The organism is Aequorivita sp. IT1282 (assembly GCF_058068205.1).
Window position 1 is genome coordinate 17,663 of sequence record NZ_JBYRHR010000004.1, and the last position, 18,657, is coordinate 36,319.

At 36.6% G+C, this 18,657-nt stretch carries 15 protein-coding genes; 12 read left to right on the forward strand and 3 right to left on the reverse strand.

Annotated elements, in window-relative coordinates; all coding sequences use genetic code 11:
• Nucleotide 1: 1 nt before the first annotated feature.
• From AC3RVG_RS09500 to clpX, 5 genes are all read left to right on the forward strand, one after another.
• Nucleotides 2-1,534, forward strand: coding sequence for an SGNH/GDSL hydrolase family protein (locus AC3RVG_RS09500; protein WP_489691229.1), 1,533 nt, complete (start codon nt 2-4; stop codon nt 1,532-1,534).
• 102 nt (nt 1,535-1,636) lie between these two features.
• On the forward strand, nt 1,637-1,978 hold the full coding sequence (locus AC3RVG_RS09505) for a phage holin family protein (RefSeq protein WP_489691230.1): 342 nt from the start codon (nt 1,637-1,639) through the stop codon (nt 1,976-1,978).
• Nucleotides 1,979-2,060: 82 nt separating this feature from the next.
• Nucleotides 2,061-3,380 carry a trigger factor gene (gene tig / locus AC3RVG_RS09510; protein ID WP_489691231.1) on the forward strand — a complete coding sequence of 440 codons (1,320 nt, stop codon included), beginning with the start codon at nt 2,061-2,063 and terminating at the stop codon, nt 3,378-3,380.
• Between the two features lie 133 nt (nt 3,381-3,513).
• Complete coding sequence (clpP, locus tag AC3RVG_RS09515; protein ID WP_489691232.1) at nt 3,514-4,188, forward strand: ATP-dependent Clp endopeptidase proteolytic subunit ClpP; 675 nt, start codon at nt 3,514-3,516, stop codon at nt 4,186-4,188.
• 27 nt (nt 4,189-4,215) lie between these two features.
• The gene (gene clpX / locus AC3RVG_RS09520; protein WP_489691233.1) at nt 4,216-5,448 is read left to right on the forward strand and encodes an ATP-dependent Clp protease ATP-binding subunit ClpX; all 1,233 of its coding nucleotides are present in this window, start codon (nt 4,216-4,218) and stop codon (nt 5,446-5,448) included.
• 73 nt (nt 5,449-5,521) lie between these two features.
• Here clpX and AC3RVG_RS09525 read toward each other — a convergent pair whose 3' ends face one another.
• Entirely contained in the window at nt 5,522-5,704 is a 183-nt protein-coding gene (locus tag AC3RVG_RS09525) for a hypothetical protein (protein ID WP_489691234.1), read from the reverse strand.
• A 184-nt stretch (nt 5,705-5,888) separates the two neighbouring features.
• The gene (locus AC3RVG_RS09530) at nt 5,889-7,409 is read right to left on the reverse strand and encodes a GH3 auxin-responsive promoter family protein (RefSeq protein WP_489691235.1); all 1,521 of its coding nucleotides are present in this window, start codon (nt 7,407-7,409) and stop codon (nt 5,889-5,891) included.
• Between the two features lie 121 nt (nt 7,410-7,530).
• Here AC3RVG_RS09530 and AC3RVG_RS09535 point away from each other — a divergent pair, with 121 nt between their 5' ends.
• Complete coding sequence (locus AC3RVG_RS09535; RefSeq protein WP_489691236.1) at nt 7,531-8,325, forward strand: DUF2797 domain-containing protein; 795 nt, start codon at nt 7,531-7,533, stop codon at nt 8,323-8,325.
• Nucleotide 8,326: 1 nt separating this feature from the next.
• On the opposite strand, the gene AC3RVG_RS09540 is transcribed toward AC3RVG_RS09535, so the two are convergent.
• On the reverse strand, nt 8,327-10,987 hold the full coding sequence (locus tag AC3RVG_RS09540; RefSeq protein WP_489691237.1) for an AsmA family protein: 2,661 nt from the start codon (nt 10,985-10,987) through the stop codon (nt 8,327-8,329).
• A gap of 141 nt (nt 10,988-11,128) precedes the next feature.
• Here AC3RVG_RS09540 and folK point away from each other — a divergent pair, with 141 nt between their 5' ends.
• The 6 genes from folK to AC3RVG_RS09570 all read left to right on the forward strand — a co-directional run bounded on the left by folK (nt 11,129) and on the right by AC3RVG_RS09570 (nt 18,650).
• Nucleotides 11,129-12,265 carry a 2-amino-4-hydroxy-6-hydroxymethyldihydropteridine diphosphokinase gene (gene folK, locus AC3RVG_RS09545; RefSeq protein ID WP_489691238.1) on the forward strand — a complete coding sequence of 379 codons (1,137 nt, stop codon included), beginning with the start codon at nt 11,129-11,131 and terminating at the stop codon, nt 12,263-12,265.
• 98 nt (nt 12,266-12,363) lie between these two features.
• A complete protein-coding gene (locus tag AC3RVG_RS09550) occupies nt 12,364-13,296 on the forward strand; it encodes a pseudouridine synthase (RefSeq protein ID WP_489691239.1) in 933 nt (310 codons plus the stop codon).
• Between the two features lie 313 nt (nt 13,297-13,609).
• Nucleotides 13,610-15,007 (forward strand): arginine decarboxylase, encoded by a 1,398-nt coding sequence (locus AC3RVG_RS09555; RefSeq protein WP_489691240.1) that lies wholly within the window; start codon nt 13,610-13,612, stop codon nt 15,005-15,007.
• On the forward strand, nt 14,997-15,935 hold the full coding sequence (gene speB / locus AC3RVG_RS09560) for an agmatinase (protein WP_489691241.1): 939 nt from the start codon (nt 14,997-14,999) through the stop codon (nt 15,933-15,935). Before AC3RVG_RS09555 ends, speB begins: the two co-directional genes overlap by 11 nt.
• Nucleotides 15,925-16,902: a deoxyhypusine synthase family protein gene (locus tag AC3RVG_RS09565; protein ID WP_489691596.1), complete on the forward strand. Its 978-nt coding sequence runs from the start codon at nt 15,925-15,927 to the stop codon at nt 16,900-16,902. The genes speB and AC3RVG_RS09565 overlap by 11 nt, the downstream gene beginning before the upstream one ends.
• 209 nt (nt 16,903-17,111) lie before the next feature.
• The gene (locus AC3RVG_RS09570) at nt 17,112-18,650 is read left to right on the forward strand and encodes a carbon-nitrogen hydrolase family protein (protein WP_489691242.1); all 1,539 of its coding nucleotides are present in this window, start codon (nt 17,112-17,114) and stop codon (nt 18,648-18,650) included.
• The last annotated feature ends 7 nt before the right edge of the window (nt 18,651-18,657 follow it).

The window sequence follows — 18,657 nt, forward strand, 5'->3', positions numbered from 1 at the left end:
GATGAAAAATATACTTAAATATACATTCGCAGTTATGGCTGTTGGCTTTGTAAGCTGCGAACCAGAATTTGATACTCCAGTAACAGACGAAGGTTTTTACACTAGCGGAACTGCAGATCTTTCAAAATATGTTTCCGTTGGAAACTCTTTAACAGCTGGATATGCTGATGGAGCACTTTATATTACTGGTCAAGAAAATAGCTACCCAAACATTATGGCGCAGCAGTTTGCTTTTGCCGGTGGTGGTGAATTCACACAACCTTTAATGAATGATAACATAGGAGGTATGTTGTTTAGCGGAACTCAAATTACTGAAAACAGATTTGTACTTGCTGTTGATGCAAACGGAAATCCGGGACCTGTGCGTTTAGTTGGAGCGCCAACAACAGAGGTTACAAATAAATTAACTGGCCCGTTTAATAATGTGGGTGTTCCTGGAGCGAAAAGTTTCCATTTAGTAGCTCCTGGATATGGTAATGCTGCTGGAGTGCCAACTGGTGCTGCCAATCCTTATTTTGCGCGTTTCGCAAGTAGTGAAAGTGCAACAGTAATTGGTGATGCAGCTGCGCAAGGTGCTACCTTTTTCAGCCTTTGGATTGGAAATAATGATATCTTAAGCTATGCAACTTCGGGAGGTTTAGGTGTAGATCAAACTAATAATTTTGACCCTACAACATATGGCCCGAATGACATTACAGATCCAAACGTGTTTGCTTCTGTTTATAGCCAACAAGTAGATGCTTTAACCGCAAATGGCGCTAAAGGTGTTTTGGTGAATATACCGGCAGTAACTTCAATTCCATATTTTACTACTGTTCCTACTAATGCAATTCCGTTAGATGCTGCAACTGCTGGTGCTTTAAACGCACAGTTTGCTGGATATAACACCCAGATTTTGCCAGGTTTAGTGTCCTTCGGGGTTATTACTCCAGAAGAAGCTGCTTTAAGAATGATTAATTTTTCTGCAGGGCAAAACTTCCCGATTATGACAGATGATGACCTAACGGATATTACCGCTATTATACAAGCTGCTCCATTTAACTTACCACCACAATTGGCTGCATTATTGGGCCAATTGCGCCAAGTAAAATCTGATGATTTAATTGTTTTAACTGCTTCATCAATTTTGGGTACAACACCAGATCCTAACAACCCACAGGGTGTTATTGGTGTTTCTATTCCATTGACAGATCAATATGTTTTGGCAGTGTCTGAGCAGGCTCGCATTACAGTAGCAAGCAATGCTTACAATACAACAATTCAAGCTTTGGCAGGAGCAAAAAGTTTAGCGTATGTAGATGCTAAGTCTGCATTAGCTAGCCTTGCAAACGGTGGGATTCCTTACGATGGTGGTGTTCTTACATCACAATTTGTAACAGGTGGCGGATTTTCTTTAGATGGCGTTCACCCATCTCCAAGAGGGTATGCTTATACTGCTAACCTTATTATTAAAGCAATCAACACTACTTACAATGCAACTATCCCAATGGTGAAGATTGGCAATTATCCAACTATTACGCTTACAAATAATTAATAGCTATATATTTAGTTAGTTAAAGACCGTTCCCATTTGGGGGCGGTTTTTTTATTATATTTACTCAAAGCTTGTAAAAATACTAACGCCAAACTCTTTAAAATGAAACTTATAATAAAATTACTTCTCACCGCCGTGGCGGTTGTGGTCTTGTCTAAAATTCTTCCGGGAGTCGCTGTAGAAGGATATGGTTCTGCAATTATTGTTGCCATCGTCATTGCGCTTTTAAGATTGATAGTTAAACCTATTTTAGTGCTTTTAACCTTTCCAATAACAATTATAACCTTTGGACTATTTCTACTTATTATAAATGCATTTATTATTTTAATGGCAGACTTTTTTGTAGAAAGCTTCGACGTTGCTTCAATCTGGTGGGCGCTGCTCTTTAGTTTGCTGCTTTCACTTTTCCAAGCTGTGCTTTTTTCACTTTTAAAGGAGGACTAGCAAATTGCTGAACAACAGTTTGTAAATGTTTGTTGAGTTGTGCAAAAAGCCGTACTTTTGCATCCCGAAATTCAGAAGAAAAATGAACATTACAAAAAAAGACATTGATAAACTGAACGCTGTACTTACGGTAGAAGTTTCAAAAGAAGACTATTCAGCCAACGTAGAGAAGGTATTGAATAATTACAGAAAAACCGCTAATATTCCAGGTTTTAGAAAAGGCCATATCCCAATGGGAATGGTTAAAAAACAATACGGAAAAGCTGTTTTGGTTGAAGAAGTAAACAAAATTCTTCAAGACGCGCTTCATAAATATCTTAACGAAGAAAAGTTGGACATTCTTGGAAATCCACTTCCGAAGAATGAAACGGAAATTGATTGGGAGACAGAAAATTATTCCTTTGAATTTGAATTGGGTCTTGCGCCAAAATTCACTGTAGACGTAAAAGGCAAAGAAATTGTTCACTATAAAATTGTTGCAGATGATGAATTGCTAAACAATCAAGTGAAGACTATCCGCAAGCAATACGGTAAATTGATTTCTAAAAATGAAGTTGAAAAAGGTGATGAAATTACCGGAACTTTCACTTCTACAGAAAAAGAATTTGAAAATAAAACTACAATTACTACAGACGATGTTGCTGGCAAAAAGCAATTGGAAAGCCTGATTGGTGCTAAAGTTGGCGATACAGTTACTTTGAAAACAAAAGGAATGTTTGCCGATGATCACGACAATCAGAAATTTTTAGGCATTGAGCACGACGAAGCTCACGGTTTAGATATCGAAGTTTCTTTGAAAATAGAAGAAGTGAACCAGCGCGAAATGGCCGAATTGAACCAAGAATTGTTCGATAAATTATTTGGCGAAGCTACAGTTACTTCAGAAGAAGAATTGAAAGCGAAAATAAAGGAAGATGCCGAAGGACAATTTGCACAGCAAAGCGACCAGAAGTTGTTGAATGATGTTGTTGATTCATTAATTGAAAACACAAAATTCGATCTACCTAAAGAGTTTTTACAACGTTGGATTGCAATGACTGGCGAAAAGAGACTTTCTGAAGAAGATGCAAAAGCAGAATTTGAAAAAAGCGAAAAAGGACTTCGTTATCAGTTAATTGAAGGTAAGCTTCGCACAGAAAATAACCTACAAGTTACTTTTGATGAGTTGAAAGACCATTCAAAAGAAATGATAAAAGAACAAATGGCTCAGTTTGGACAAAATAATCCAGCAGAAGAGGAACTGGAATCTATCGCTGCACGAATTCTTTCTAATAAAGAAGAAGTTGAGCGTTTAAGTGAGCAATTAAACTCAACAAAATTGTTGAATTTCTTTAAGGAAAACGCAAAGTTGAAGACTAAAGAAGTGGCTTACGACAAATTCATTAAGGACGCCTACGCATAATTCAGCGAAGAAATAGTTATCTTTAGGCGTTGAATTATATAATTTAACGCCTTTTTAATTCTTGCGAACACAGGAGTCTATAAAGGTTGCATATTTACCCCCTTAGACCCCACAAAAAAACGAATACACATTTATGAATTACAGTAACGAATTTAGAGACTTTGCTATAAAAGATCAAGGTGTTAACGGTATGTATTATGATAAAATCATAAGCAGTATGTACCCTACAAATCTAACACCAAATATTATTGAAGAACGCCAAATGAATGCCGTGGCAATGGACGTTTTTTCGCGTTTAATGATGGACCGCATTATTTTTCTTGGTACCGGAATTAACGATCAAGTGGCTAACATTGTACAAGCGCAATTATTGTTTTTGGCAAGTACTGATGCTGCACGCGATATTCAAATTTATATAAACTCTCCAGGTGGAAGTGTTTATGCCGGTTTGGGAATTTATGACACTATGCAGTTCATAAAACCAGACGTTGCAACTATTTGTACCGGAATGGCTGCCTCTATGGCTGCCGTGCTTTTATGTGCAGGTGAAAAAGGAAAACGCAGCGGCTTAACACATTCGCGTATTATGATTCACCAACCATTAGGTGGAGCACAAGGGCAAGCTAGCGATATTGAAATTACCGCCCGCGAAATAATTACGCTAAAGGAAGAGCTTTACCAAATAATCGCAAAACATACAGGCCAAACCTACGATAAGGTTTACGATGATAGTGACCGTGATTATTGGATGAAAGCTGATAAAGCTTTAGAATACGGAATGATAGATGAAATATTGACTAGAAGCTAAAAAAAGAGATTGTTGAAAAAAGATAATATGTCGAAAGAAGATTTAGAATGTTCCTTTTGTGGCCGTAAAAAGGCGGAAACAAACTTGCTGATTGCAGGTTTGGATGCCCACATTTGCGATCGTTGTATTGAGCAGGCCCACGGAATAGTTGTGGAAGAAGCCTTGCATGCAGGCAATACGGAACTATCCAAAGATTTAATGCTGAAGAAACCAAAAATTATAAAAGCATTTTTGGATGAATACGTAATTGGTCAGGAATTCACTAAAAAAGTAATGTCTGTAGCCGTTTACAACCACTACAAAAGATTACTTCAACCAAAAAGCGACGACGATATTGAAATACAAAAAAGTAATATCATAATCGTTGGGCAAACTGGAACAGGAAAAACATTAATTGCGAAAACAATTGCAAAAATGTTGAACGTTCCTTTGGCAATTGTAGATGCTACAGTTTTAACTGAAGCTGGATATGTAGGAGAAGACGTTGAAAGTATTTTAACACGTTTGCTACAAGCCGCAGATTACAATCTTGAAAAAGCTGAAAACGGAATAGTTTTCATTGATGAAATTGATAAAATTGCAAGAAAAAGCGATAACCCTTCAATTACTCGCGATGTGAGTGGAGAAGGTGTGCAGCAAGCTTTACTTAAACTATTGGAAGGTACAACAGTGAATGTTCCGCCAAAAGGAGGTAGAAAGCATCCAGATCAAAAATTCATTGAAGTAAATACTGAAAATATTCTATTTATTGCTGGTGGTGCTTTTGATGGTATTGATCGTCATATTTCAAAAAGGCTGAATATGCAGGCCGTTGGATTTACTGCTTCGTTGAAAGAAAACCAAATGGATCGCGAAAATATATTGCGCTATATTATTCCGAAGGATTTAAAAGATTTCGGTTTAATTCCTGAAATTATTGGGCGATTGCCGGTTTTAACTTATATGAATCCGTTGGACAAAGAAACGCTTCGTTCAATTCTTACAGAACCTAAAAATGCTATTATTAAACAGTACAAAAAACTGTTTGAAATGGATGAAATTGATTTTGAAGTTACGGAAGAAGCCTTAGATTTTATTGTTGAACAAGCAATTGATTATAAACTTGGAGCACGTGGACTTCGCTCACTTTGCGAAGCTGTTTTAACCGATGCGATGTATGAAATGCCCGGCACAGACGAAAAAACGGTTCATGTAACAAAGGACTATGCAGAAGAAAAATTGAACAAATCAACCCTTAAAAAGTTGAAAGCTGTTTCATAAAAATCAAGAATAGCTATAGAACTAAAAAACCTCGGGAAAGCCCGAGGTTTTTTTATATGTATAAATGTATTTTTTACGGAGTAGAGAGCAAAGATGTATTATTCGTGTGAAGAATTTTATTCTGCATTTGCTCTTTTTTGCTTCTCAAATTATAATCTGCTATCTCTCCATCTTTTTTGATGGTAGTTGTAGAGGCGCAAGACGACAACAAAACGGTAAAAACCAATAGGCAAAATATAGTAAAGATTTTTTTCATTATTGTATAGTCATTATTTTAACTACACAAATGTACTATGGAAGTAAGTGGTTCACAAAAGTTTTAGCCGAAGCCCTTCAATAGTCGTTGAAATGCATCAAGTAAAAAAAATCTGTTGTCAAAGCCTTGAAAACACTCTTGTCTCCGGCAATCTATATTTACTTGGAATATAAGGAAAACCTCGCTAAACAGTACGATTCATCGTTAATAGCTCCTCTAAATAATCGCGCGTATTAGAAAGCCTCGGAACTTTGTGCTGCCCGCCCAATTTATTCTTGTCTTTTAACCAATCGTAAAAGAGGCGCTCCCGAGCGTTGTGGATTTTCGGTGCGTTTAGTGTAGTATTATTAAATCTCTTGGCCTCATAATCGCTATTTACTTCCTGCAGTGCCGAATCTAAAAACTTGGCAAAAGCATTTAAGTCATCCGGCGGATTTTTAAATTCTATAATCCATTCGTGTGCGCCTTTTTCTTTTCCTTCCATAAAAATAGGGGCGGCAGTGTAATCTACAATTTCGGCATTGGTTTGTTGCGAAGCTTTTCGAAGTGCTGTTTCTGCATTTTCAATAATTAATTCCTCGCCAAAAACATTTATGTGATGCTTCGTTCTTCCGGTAACTTTAATCCTGTACGGATCTATAGAGGTAAAACGAATGGTATCTCCAATTTTATAACGCCAAAGTCCTGCATTGGTAGTAATTATTATTGCGTAGTTTTTTCCTTCTTCCACTTCGCTAAGCGGAATTACTTTTTCCTCTGGTGTGCCATAATTATCCATCGGAATGAATTCATAAAATATACCGTAGTCTAGCATTAACAGTAGCTCTTTGTTGTCGTTTCGGTCTTGAATGGCGAAGAATCCTTCCGAAGCATTGTAAATTTCGTAATATCTAAAATTGTCTTTCGGCAACAATTTATTGTACTGGTCTATATACGGGTCAAAATTTACGCCGCCGTGAAAATAAACTTCTAAGTTTGGCCAAACTTCAAATAGATTTCCCTTGCCTGTGGTTTCCATTACTTGGTTCAGCAAAACTAACATCCACGATGGCACTCCTGCTAAACTCGTTACGTTTTCTTTAGTTGTTTCGTTTACTATGGCTTGCAATTTGGTTTCCCAATCGCCCATTAGTGAAACTTCGTTACTGGGGGTGCTGCTATATTCTGCCCAAAAAGGCATATTGTCTATCAAGATTGCAGAAAGATCGCCGAAAACGGTCCCATTTTCTTGGTACAATTGTTTGCTTCCGCCAAGTCGTAAACTTTTCCCTAAAAATAATTGTGCATCTGGGTTGTTATTGAGGTACATGCAAAGCAAATCTTTACTCGCAGCATAGTGGCAATTCTCTAAAGAATCGTTAGTGACAGGTATAAATTTACTTTTAGCGTTCGTTGTGCCGCTAGATTTTGCGAACCACTTTATAGGCGTGGGCCAGAAAATATTAGATTCGCCTTTTCGTGCTCGCTCAATTGAGGGTTCGTTGTCTTCGTAGGTTGTAACGGGAATTCTATCTGCAAATTCGCGATAGGTTTTTATAGAAGCAAAATCATACTCTTTACCAATTTCGGTATATTTCGCTTTTAGAAGTAAATTAAAAAGTAGTTCTTCCTGTACTTCAATAGGGTACTTCAAAAAAAGGTCTATTTGATGAAATCTTTTTTTCAAGAACCAAGAAGCAATGGAATTTACAATGGGGATTGGCATATTTTTCTGCTATCTTTATGCTATAAAAATAACTATTTTATAATTACGATTTCCCCTTTTTTGAAGCGATGTTTTACAGTGTTTCGTTGGAAGAATTTTCGGCATAAATATTTTTGTATAAATGAATTACGAAGGAGTACTCAAAAAAATGCAGACTGAAAACGGTTCACCCATTCAGTATTATCTTGTTTTTGAAAACGATTTTTTGAATGTGAATCAACTATTAGACAAAATAGTCGCCATAAATTTCCTGCGATATCAATGTTTAAATTGTAGCCTACAAAAGAAAATTTATCGCCAAGGATTTTGCTACGATTGTTTTTTTGAAATCCCCCAAGCGGCAGATTGGATTATAAATCCCGAAAAAAGCCAAGCGCATTTAGGAATCGAAGATCGCGATTTGGATTATGAAAAAGGTGTGCAATTACAACCACATGTAGTTTATCTCGCAAACAGCAGTAGTGTAAAAGTGGGGGTGACGCGTAAATCTCAAATTCCAACACGATGGATTGATCAAGGCGCACACGAAGCCATTGAAATTGTAGAAGTACCCAACCGGTATCTTGCCGGAATTACAGAGGTTGCACTAAAGGATTACGTAAGCGATAAAACCAATTGGCGCACGATGCTAAAAAACGACATTAAAGATGAAAATTTGGTGGAGTGGCGAGACAAATTGAAACAATATATTCCCGCTGAAGCTGCCGAATATTATTTAGAAAATAATACTGAAACCAATCTACAATTTCCTGTAATAAATTATCCCGAAAAGCCGAAATCTCTCAATCTTGAAAAAACTCCTTTTTACGAAGGAGTTTTAAAAGGAATAAAGGGACAATATCTAATATTTGAAGACGATACCGTTTTTAACATCCGCAGTAACGAGGGTTATGTAGTTTCAATTACTGTAAACTAAGCTAATTTCCAGCTTTTGTAGTATCTGCTTTCTTTTTCTTTCCACCCAAAATTCCACCCAGAACATCCTTTATAATTTTGGTGTTTTGTTGCTGGGTAGTCTGTTGTTGCGTATTGGTATTAGTATTTGTATTCGTTTTTGTTGAATCCTGTGTAGTTCCGCCGGTTAATAATCCTTCCAAAACACCCGTACCTTGTTTTATTAATTTGTCTTTTTGCTTGGCTAAAAGTTGTTTGGTTAAAGTGTTAATAGCGGTTTCAGCGTTTAGTGAAACTTGTGGATTAGTGAATGTACCTTTCAAGCCAATAGGTAACGCAACGCTCATTGCGTCTGCTTCCTGCGGACTCAAATTTTGAAGCAGTTTAGTTACATCGTTGCCCAAATATTTTGCAGGTACGTCCATTGTTAAGTTGTAGTCAATAGATTTGTCTAAACCGTGAGTTCCTCCAGCAGTAACCTTAATGCCTTTAATATCGAAATTGAATGGTTTTACTTCAATTTTACCATTATTGAAAGTGAAATTTGTACTCACATCACGCAGACTCAATTTGTCTAAATTCAAAAATGAAACTTTATTACCCAGCGCAGCGAGCAGAGGCGCTTGCTTTGGATCAACTTCTGCAGTAATAATTTGCGCTAAAGCAGTTCCGGCAAGTGTGGAGAGTTTAGGCGAAAGGTCGTTTGTAAGTTGTCCGTTAAGCTCGAATTTGGTGTTCAAACTTCCGTGTAATGCTTTAGCAATTGGCACCAAAAATTTAAACATTTCAAGATTTTCGAAAGATTGTTCTATATCAATCTTGCTTAAATCTAAAGTCATTGCAAAGGTTGGCGTTTCGCTTTTTGTTGAAACATTACCCGTAAGCGCAATATTTCCACCGAAAATATCAGACGTAAAATTGCTTATTGTAATGGTTTCATTAGCGATAGTTGCAGTTCCTTTGGCGTTCTTTAATTCTAAATTATCGTAGATAACTTTGTTTGCGTTAAAATCTAAAGTAGCATCCAGAAAATCAGGAATTTTCACCGCTTCTGAAGCAGTTGCTTTTTGTGAAGTTTTGCCCTTTTCCGACGTATTATTTTCAGAAGTAGAAGTTTCCGTAGCCATAAAATCATTCACGTTAAACGTATTCGATTGTACAGAAAAGCGACCTTTTAAATCCTGTTTGCTCATCAAAAATGGAATGAGGTTTTGAATATTTCCAGAAACTTTAATATCAGTTTGGCCAGTAGTTGCGTTCAATTCTTTCAAAGTAAAAACACCGGGTTGTAGCGCTAAACTGGCATTCGCAACTTTCAATTCATTTTTGAAACCTGCGTCGTAATTAAAATTGGTTAAACTTGCAGTTCCGCGAGCGTCTATCTTGTCGTAACGTTCCTTTTCCACAGATTCCATGTCAAAATTCGCAATTACGTCAGCCTTAAAAATTCCGCTGAGTTTTTGCTCCATTTTAACAGGTAAAACTTTTTCAATGTTTGCTAAATTCAGTGTTCCCTGCATTTCCAAATTCACCAATGGGTTTTCGGTCATGTTTTTTATACTTCCGTTTAGTCGAAAGGGTTCGCCGTCAATTCTAAATGTGAATTTCGAAATAATTAAATAGGTGTCTTTTAACAACCCAGTTTCATTCTTCAGTTGTACGTCAATCGTAATATTATCTACTGTTTTCGGCAAATCTGGATATTTAAACGAAGCGTTTTCACTAGCAATTTTTATATCCATTGTTGGTATATGCGTGCTGTCTACAATGCCTTTCAGCATTCCATTAACCGTAAAATTACCCGTGGTTTTTACATCGCTAATTTGTTTCACATACGTTTCAGGAATAACGGCAAGGAAATTTTTAAAGTCTGAAGACGGTGTTTTAAAAGTAAGGTCTATTTCGTTGTTGGTTTCGTTCACTTTTACATAACCATCAAAAGTCAACGGCAGTTCATTTATTTTGGCTTCGTTTTCTAGAAAAGTGTATTTCTGATTTTTTAAATCGAGTTTGAAAATTGCATCGAGCGAAATTCTATTTTTGGTCAAATATTCTGTGCTGTCCATTCGGAAAGAAGCGAGCGCTTCGGTCTTTGTGTCGAGATTGCCAACTTCCTGCGAAAGATCGCCGCTACCACTGTGTTGCACTTCAGTGAGCATTAAAAAGGTTTTAGTAGCTTCGTCTGCATAGATTATGCGCGAATTTTTTATCTCGTATGTTTTCAAATCGAAGGTAAAACCACCCTTGGTTTCTTCATCTTCATTTATTGCGGGAGCGTCGTCTTTAATGGCAATATCATAATTAGTGTTTCCAAGCGAATCGATTTTTATATTAATAAAAGCTTCGTCAAGCGATACCGCATCGACCTTTATAGTTTCATTGCTTTTTTTGAAAAGTTGCATAATGCCCATTTCCAACGAAAGCGTTTTGCCGCTCGCAAGTGTATCGCCCTCAAAAGGTGCTTTATTAATTACACTGAAATTTTTTAACTGTAACGAAGCATCGGGAAAACTGCTGAAAAGGCTCAAGTCAAGATCTTCCCAAGCTACAGTAGCGTTGAGGTTTTCGTTGATGGTGCGTTTTAACATTTTTTCAAGACTTCCCTTAAAAATAAAAGGTGCAGCAATTAGCAATAGAATCAAAATTCCGAGAATGATTCCAATTATTTTGAGTGCTTTCTTCATAAAAAATTTGAAAATTTATTTTTTGATAATCCCTTTGAAAACAACTTCTTGAAAAACTGCATTCAAGCAAAATTTATATCTGCACACAAATTTACTTGGTAGTCTTTTTCTTTTCCTTAATTTCGTCTTAAATGTTAAAATTTGGACACGCAAAAACCTTCATATAACGTCTATCTTTCCCTTGGCAGCAATATGGGCAGTCGTTTTGATAATCTTCAAAATGCCGTCAATGCGCTTTTTGAAGAAGTGGGGAGTATTCTGAAAATTTCTCCAGTTTATGAAACGCCCGCAATGGGTTTTGAAGGAGAATCTTTCCTGAATTGTGCTGTTTTGATGCAGGTAGATTTAAAGCCGTCAAAGATTCTAAAAACAATTTTGGACATTGAAAAGACGATGGGACGGAAGCGAAATACTTCTAAAAATTACGTATCCAGACCCATCGATATTGATATTCTATTTATTGACGATTTAATTATTGATTCAGAAAAACTCATCGTTCCGCACCCAGAAATGGAGAAACGAAAGTTTGTTTTACAACCGTTAGCAGATATAAATTCGCAATTGATCCATCCAATTTCAGAAAAGAAAATCATTAAAATTTTATCTGAAACCCAAGATGAAAGCGTACTTCAAAAACAATCTAAATGGCTTAGCAACCCAATGCGAGATATTAATATTTCGCAATACAATTACATTGCAATTGAAGGAAATATTGGTGCCGGAAAAACAAGTTTGTCTTCAAAAATGGCACTGGATTTTAATGCGAAATTAATTTTAGAACGCTTTAAAGAAAATCCGTTTTTGCCTAAATTTTATGAAGATGCTGCGCGCTATGCTTTTCCGTTAGAAATGTCTTTTTTGGCAGATCGCTATCAGCAATTGGTAGACGATATTTCGCAGCTCGACCTTTTTAAAGAATTGGTGATAACAGATTACGATGTAAACAAATCCTTGATTTTCGCGAGTATTACCCTGCCAAAAGAGGAATATGCATTGTACAAAAAGCTATTTCAGGTAATGCATAAAGACGTTCCAAAACCAGATAAGTATATTTATTTGTATCAAAATACGGAGCGTTTGCTGGAAAATATTAAAAAACGAGGCAGGAAATACGAACAAAGTATTGAAGCCTCTTATCTTCAAAAATTAAACACGGGGTATTTGGAATTTATCAAAAACCAACATTCCGATAGCATAAAAATCATTGATATTTCTGAAATGGATTTTCTTAAAAACCGCTCAGATTATTTAAAAATTTTAAAAGAAATAGTTTCTTAAAAAAGTAGGAGTAACTAGTTGTGGTTAGCATTCAATTTACTACGCAATGAAAAATGCAACTACCTACTTTATTTCATTATCTTTGCAAAAAATTAATTATGAGCAGACAAGATAATCAGAGTAGAGGGAAAGCTTCAGGTCGTGGCGATAATAACCAACGCAACCGTAGCAGTGCAAGAGGAAATGCTCCTGTAAAATCAAGTGCTAAGCCTAAAAAACCGTTTAAACCAGAAGAGCCAACTGGAAAACCGAAATTAAAATTCGACAAAAACGGAAAGGAAATAGGCCGTAGAGACGCACCCGTAAAAGAAGTAAAAAAGAGCAATCCCGAAGATGGAATTCGCTTAAATAAATATATTGGTAACAGTGGCGTGTGCTCACGTCGCGAGGCAGACACGTATATTGCAACCGGATTAGTTTCTGTAAACGGTAAAATTATAAACGAAATGGGCTATAAAGTCATGATAACAGACGATGTTCGTTTTGACGGTCGCCGCCTAAATCCTGAGCCAAACACCTATGTTTTATTGAACAAACCTAAAGGTTTTGCAACAACAGATAGCAATTCTAAAGGGAATACAGTTATGGATTTGGTAGCAAATTCTACTACCGCTAAAATTAAACCTTTTGGCCGTTTGGGTAGAAATGCAACGGGACTTTTGCTTTTTACAAACGATGATGAGTTTGTGCAAAAATTCACTAAAAAAGGAATTTCAAGACTTTTTCATATTGAATTAGACAAAAACTTGAAATCTGAGCACATGATTAAAATAAAAGAAGGACTTACAATTGAAGGCAAAGAGATAAGCGTAGAAGAAATAAGCTACGTAGATAATGCGCCAAAAAGTGAAGTAGGTTTAAAGATAAAACATACTGGAAACAGTGTTATTAGAACCATTTTTGAACACTTGGGTTACGATGTAGTTCGGGTAGATTGTGTAACTCTTGGCCCTTTGACCAAAAAAGATTTACCACGCGGTCGTTGGAGAACACTTACCGAAAAGGAACTCAACATGTTTAGCATGATCTAACTAAAAGTGAAAATTTTATAGCTTTTGTAAATTATTGAATTTTTTTGTGGCACATTTGTATTATAAATAAATGAGTAATAGTATTTTTTTAAAATGGTTGGTTTTTGAATAATTTCAGAAATATAGATTCTAAATGAACAACACATTTTCACTTCTAGTCGCTGCACCGCAGCAAGCTACGGGCAAACGTTCCACTAAAAACCCTTTGCCTATTCGCATTTAAACTTCTAGTTAATTTTTTGTTATACGCTCCCATTTTTTGGGAATACGCTACAAGAATTTTTAATTTACACTTTTCAACGAAAACTTAAGGATGAACACCAAGTACATAGATTTAATTGACCAAACATATTATTTTCCACAAGAAGAATTTCGCTTAGGCGATAACGGACTAGAATTTCATGGCGTAGACTTAATGGCGCTGGTAGAACGTTACGGAGCTCCGCTGAAATTTACCTATCTCCCGAAAATTTCAGAAAATATAAATTTGGCCAAAAAATGGTTTGCACAAGCCATTGAAAAAAACAATTATAAAGGTACTTACAACTATTGCTATTGTACAAAAAGTTCGCATTTTAAGCACGTCTTAAATGAAGCGATGAAGAATGATATTCATATTGAAACCTCTTCGGCTTTTGATATTGATATCGTAGAACGCTTAAAGAGAACCGGAAAGGTAACAGATAAAACCTATGTAATTTGTAACGGTTTTAAACGTGAACAATACATTCAAAATATTGCTCGGTTAATAAATGATGGTCAGGAAAATTGCATTCCGATTATCGATAATTACGAAGAAATAGAATTGCTTTCGGACAGTATTAATAACCACTTCAGCGTAGGAATTCGTATAGCTTCCGAGGAAGAACCAAAGTTTGAGTTTTATACTTCGCGATTGGGAATTGGCTACAAAAACATCATTCCTTTTTACGAAGATCAAATTAAAAATAACGACAAAGTGGATCTGAAAATGCTCCATTTTTTCATCAATACGGGTATTCGAGATACTGCTTATTATTGGAATGAATTGGTTAAGTGTTTAAAGGTTTATGTACGTCTAAAGAAGATTTGTCCTTCTCTGGATAGCTTAAATATTGGTGGTGGTTTTCCTATAAAAAACTCTTTACATTTTGAGTACGATTATCAATATATGGTTAATGAAATTTTAAACCAAATAAACATTACTTGTGAAGAAGCAGATGTGCCAGTACCAAATATTTTTACCGAATTCGGAAGTTTTACAGTAGGTGAAAGTGGTGGTGCCATTTATGAAATTCTTTATCAGAAGCAACAAAATGACAGAGAAAAGTGGAATATGATAAATTCCTCTTTTATTACAACCTTGCCAGATACGTGGGCAATTAGTAAAAAGTTTATTATGTTACCTATTAATCGTTGGAACGATGAATACGAAAGAGTGCTTTTAGGAGGCTTAACTTGCGACAGCGACGATTACTATAATAGTGAACAAAACATGGCGGCTATTTATCTGCCAAAATTCAGAAAAGAAAAACCTTTGTATATTGGCTTCTTTAATACAGGAGCTTATCAAGAAAGTATTGGTGGCTTTGGAGGCTTGCAACACTGCTTAATTCCTTCGCCAAAACATATTTTGATAGACAGAGACAAAGACGATAATATTACAACCGAACTTTTTTCAGAACAACAAACAAGCGAGCAATTGCTAAACATTTTAGGTTATGAGCACTAAGACGTATGCAGGTATCCCGCAGAAATATGCGGCCCTTGAAACATCAAAAATTGTATTAATTCCGGTTCCGTATGACGGTACAAGCACTTGGCAAAAAGGTGCAGACAAAGGTCCTGAAGCGTTTTTGGATGCTTCAGAAAACATGGAGCTGTACGACATTGAAACCCAAACAGAGGTTTATAAGCAAGGTGTTTTTCTTGCAGATGCCATTACAGAAAACTCGTCACCCGAAGCTATGGTTTCGGAAGTGCATAAAGCCACAAAAGATTATATTAAGCGGAATAAGTTTGTAACCATTTTTGGTGGCGAGCACAGTATTTCCATTGGTACCATCCGTGCTTTTAATGAGTGTTTTGACAACTTAACCGTGCTACACATTGATGCACATGCAGATTTACGCAAAGACTTCCACGGAAGCGCTTGCAACCATGCCTGCGCCGTTTATGAAGCCAGCCAAACTACTAATCTAGTGCAAGTAGGCATTCGCAGTATGGATATTGCCGAAACACGCGTTATGGATGAAGAAAAAGTATTTTTTGCCCACGATATGGCAAAAGACGAATACTGGACAGATAAGGTTATTGAAGCTTTAGGTGAAAATGTATTTATTACTTTCGATCTTGATGCGTTCGATCCGTCTATCCTTCCTTCAACAGGAACTCCAGAACCAGGTGGTCTTTTTTGGTATGAAACTCTTGATTTCCTAAAACAAGTTTTCGAAGAAAGAAACGTCGTAGGTTTTGACATTGTAGAGCTGTGCCCAAATGAAAATGAAAGAGCTTCAGATTTTGTTGCCGCAAAATTGTACTATAAAATGTTAACTTACAAGTTCGCAGGTACCGAAGAAGGCGACGAATTCGATAACCATTTTAATGAAACCAAAAAAGGCGTTTCAAAATTTAATTCAGAAGAAGAAGATGAGTACTAATAAAGGAGCTATCTCCCAGTTTATTGAAAAGTATTATTTACACTTTAATGCAGCAGCTTTAGTAGATGCCGCAAAAGGATATGAAGCACAATTGAACAAAGGTTCAAAAATGCTTGTATCTCTTGCAGGCGCCATGAGTACTGCCGAATTAGGCAAAATTTTTGCGGAAATGATCCGTCAGGATAAGGTTCAAATTATCTCTTGTACAGGTGCAAACCTTGAAGAAGATATAATGAATCTTGTTGCTCACAGTCATTATGAGCGTGTACCACATTACCGCGATTTAACGCCGCAAGATGAGTGGGATTTGCTTGAAAGAGGAATGAATCGCGTTACAGATACTTGTATTCCGGAGGAAGAGGCTTTTCGAAGAATACAAAAACATATCGTGAAATTATGGAAAGAAGCTGAAGCAAAAGGCGAACGCTACCTTCCGCACGAATATATGTACAAACTACTTTTAAGTGGTGTATTGGAAGAACATTACGAAATAGATTTAAAAGATTCGTGGATGTACGCCGCAGCAGAAAAAAACCTGCCAATTATTTGTCCAGGTTGGGAAGACAGCACGATGGGTAACATTTTTGCCAGCTACGTTTTGAAAGGCGAATTGAAAGCTTCCACAATGAAAAGTGGTATAGAATATATGACTTTTCTAGCGGAATGGTACACAGAAAATTCTAAGAACGGAATCGGTTTCTTCCAAATTGGAGGAGGAATTGCTGGAGATTTCCCAATTTGTGTGGTACCAATGTTATACCAAGATATGGAGCGTCCAGAAACACCTTTTTGGAGCTATTTCTGCCAGATTAGCGATTCTACCACAAGTTTTGGTAGTTATTCTGGAGCTGTTCCAAACGAAAAAATTACTTGGGGTAAATTAGACATAGACACGCCAAAATTCATCATAGAAAGTGATGCAACTATCGTAGCGCCATTGGTTTTTGCATATATTTTAGATATGTAAACGGCGCAGTAAATAGCAAATACATAAATGCAAATTTAAAACGGCAATCCGCAGTTAAAATTTCCCTACCCAATATTTAGGAGATTGGCTGCGGATTTTGCGTTAGTTGCTCAATAATTTGAAGAGCCATGCATATTGCTTTCAAATTTAAATTCTCTCTTAATAAACTTCACATAAAAAAATAGTAAGCTAAGTCTAAATAGAAGATAATGGAACCACAAAAAATTGATAACATAGAGCTGAAGTTTTTAACGATTGAAGACTATGAAGCCTTGAAGAAAGCGACCATTCAATCTTATGGTGGTATGCCAAACAGCTATTGGAAAATAGACGAAATAGGAAGCTTAATAGACATTTTTCCCGAGGGTCAAGTAGTTATTATGGCGGATGGTCAGATTGCCGGTTGCGCACTTTCAATTATTGTTGATTTTGACGAACTGGGTGAAAAACACAACTATAAAGATATTACCGACGATCCAACCTTTAAAATCCACGATACCGAAGGCGATGTGCTTTACGGAATAGATGTTTTTATCCGTCCAGATTTTCGTGGTCTGCGTTTAGGTAGAAGATTATACGATTATAGAAAAGAACTCTGCGAAAATTTAAATTTGAAGAGTATCGTTTTCGGAGGAAGAATGCCAAACTATCATTTACATTCCGATAAACTTTCGCCAAAACAATACATTGAAAAAGTAAAACGCAAACAAATTGACGACCCAGTTTTAAACTTTCAAATTTCGAACGATTTTCACCCAGTACGTGTGTTGAAGGGTTATTTGGAAGGCGATAAGGCTTCGGGTGAGTTTGCGGTTTTGATGGAATGGGATAATATTTATTACACCAAACCAGAAAAAAAACCTAGGGTATCTGCAATTAAAAGTGTAGTAAGACTAGGCTTAATTCAATGGCAAATGCGAAGCTATTCCGGAATGGAGGAGCTGATGCATCAAGCTGAATATTTTATAGATTGTGTAGCTGGTTACAGATGTGATTTTGCAATGTTTCCTGAATTTTTCAACGCACCGCTTATGGCAGAATACAACCACATGAGCGAGCCAGATGCCATTCGTGAACTAGCCAAATACACTAAAGAGATTACCGAAAAACTTTCTCAACTTTCTATATCGTACAATATAAATATCATCACTGGCAGTATGCCCGAAATGGTTCGTGGTAAATTGTACAACGTAGGCTACCTATGTCGTCGCGACGGAAGTGTAGAACGTTATGAAAAAATACACGTTACTCCAGATGAAGAACGCGTTTGGGGAATGGTGAACGGAAACTCTCTAAAAACATTTGATACCGATTGCGGAAAAATAGGTGTGTTAATATGTTATGATTCTGAATTTCCTGAACTATCAAGATTACTATCAGATGAAGGAATGGATATTCTTTTCGTACCATTCTTGACCGATACCCAAAACGGATATTCGCGCGTAAGATTATGTGCTCAAGCAAGAGCTATTGAGAACGAATGTTACGTAGCTATCGCCGGAAGTGTTGGTAACTTACCGAAAGTGCATAACATGGATATACAGTACGCCCAAAGTGCTGTTTTCACACCATGCGACTTCTCTTTCCCCAGCAACGGAATAAAAGCGGAGGCAACCACAAATACTGAAATGATTTTGGTGGCCGATGTAGATTTAGATTTACTTCGCGAATTGCACACATTTGGTGCAGTGCGGAATTTGAAAGATAGAAGAAAAGATTTTTATAAGCTCGAAAGAGTAAAAAAGTAAATCATTC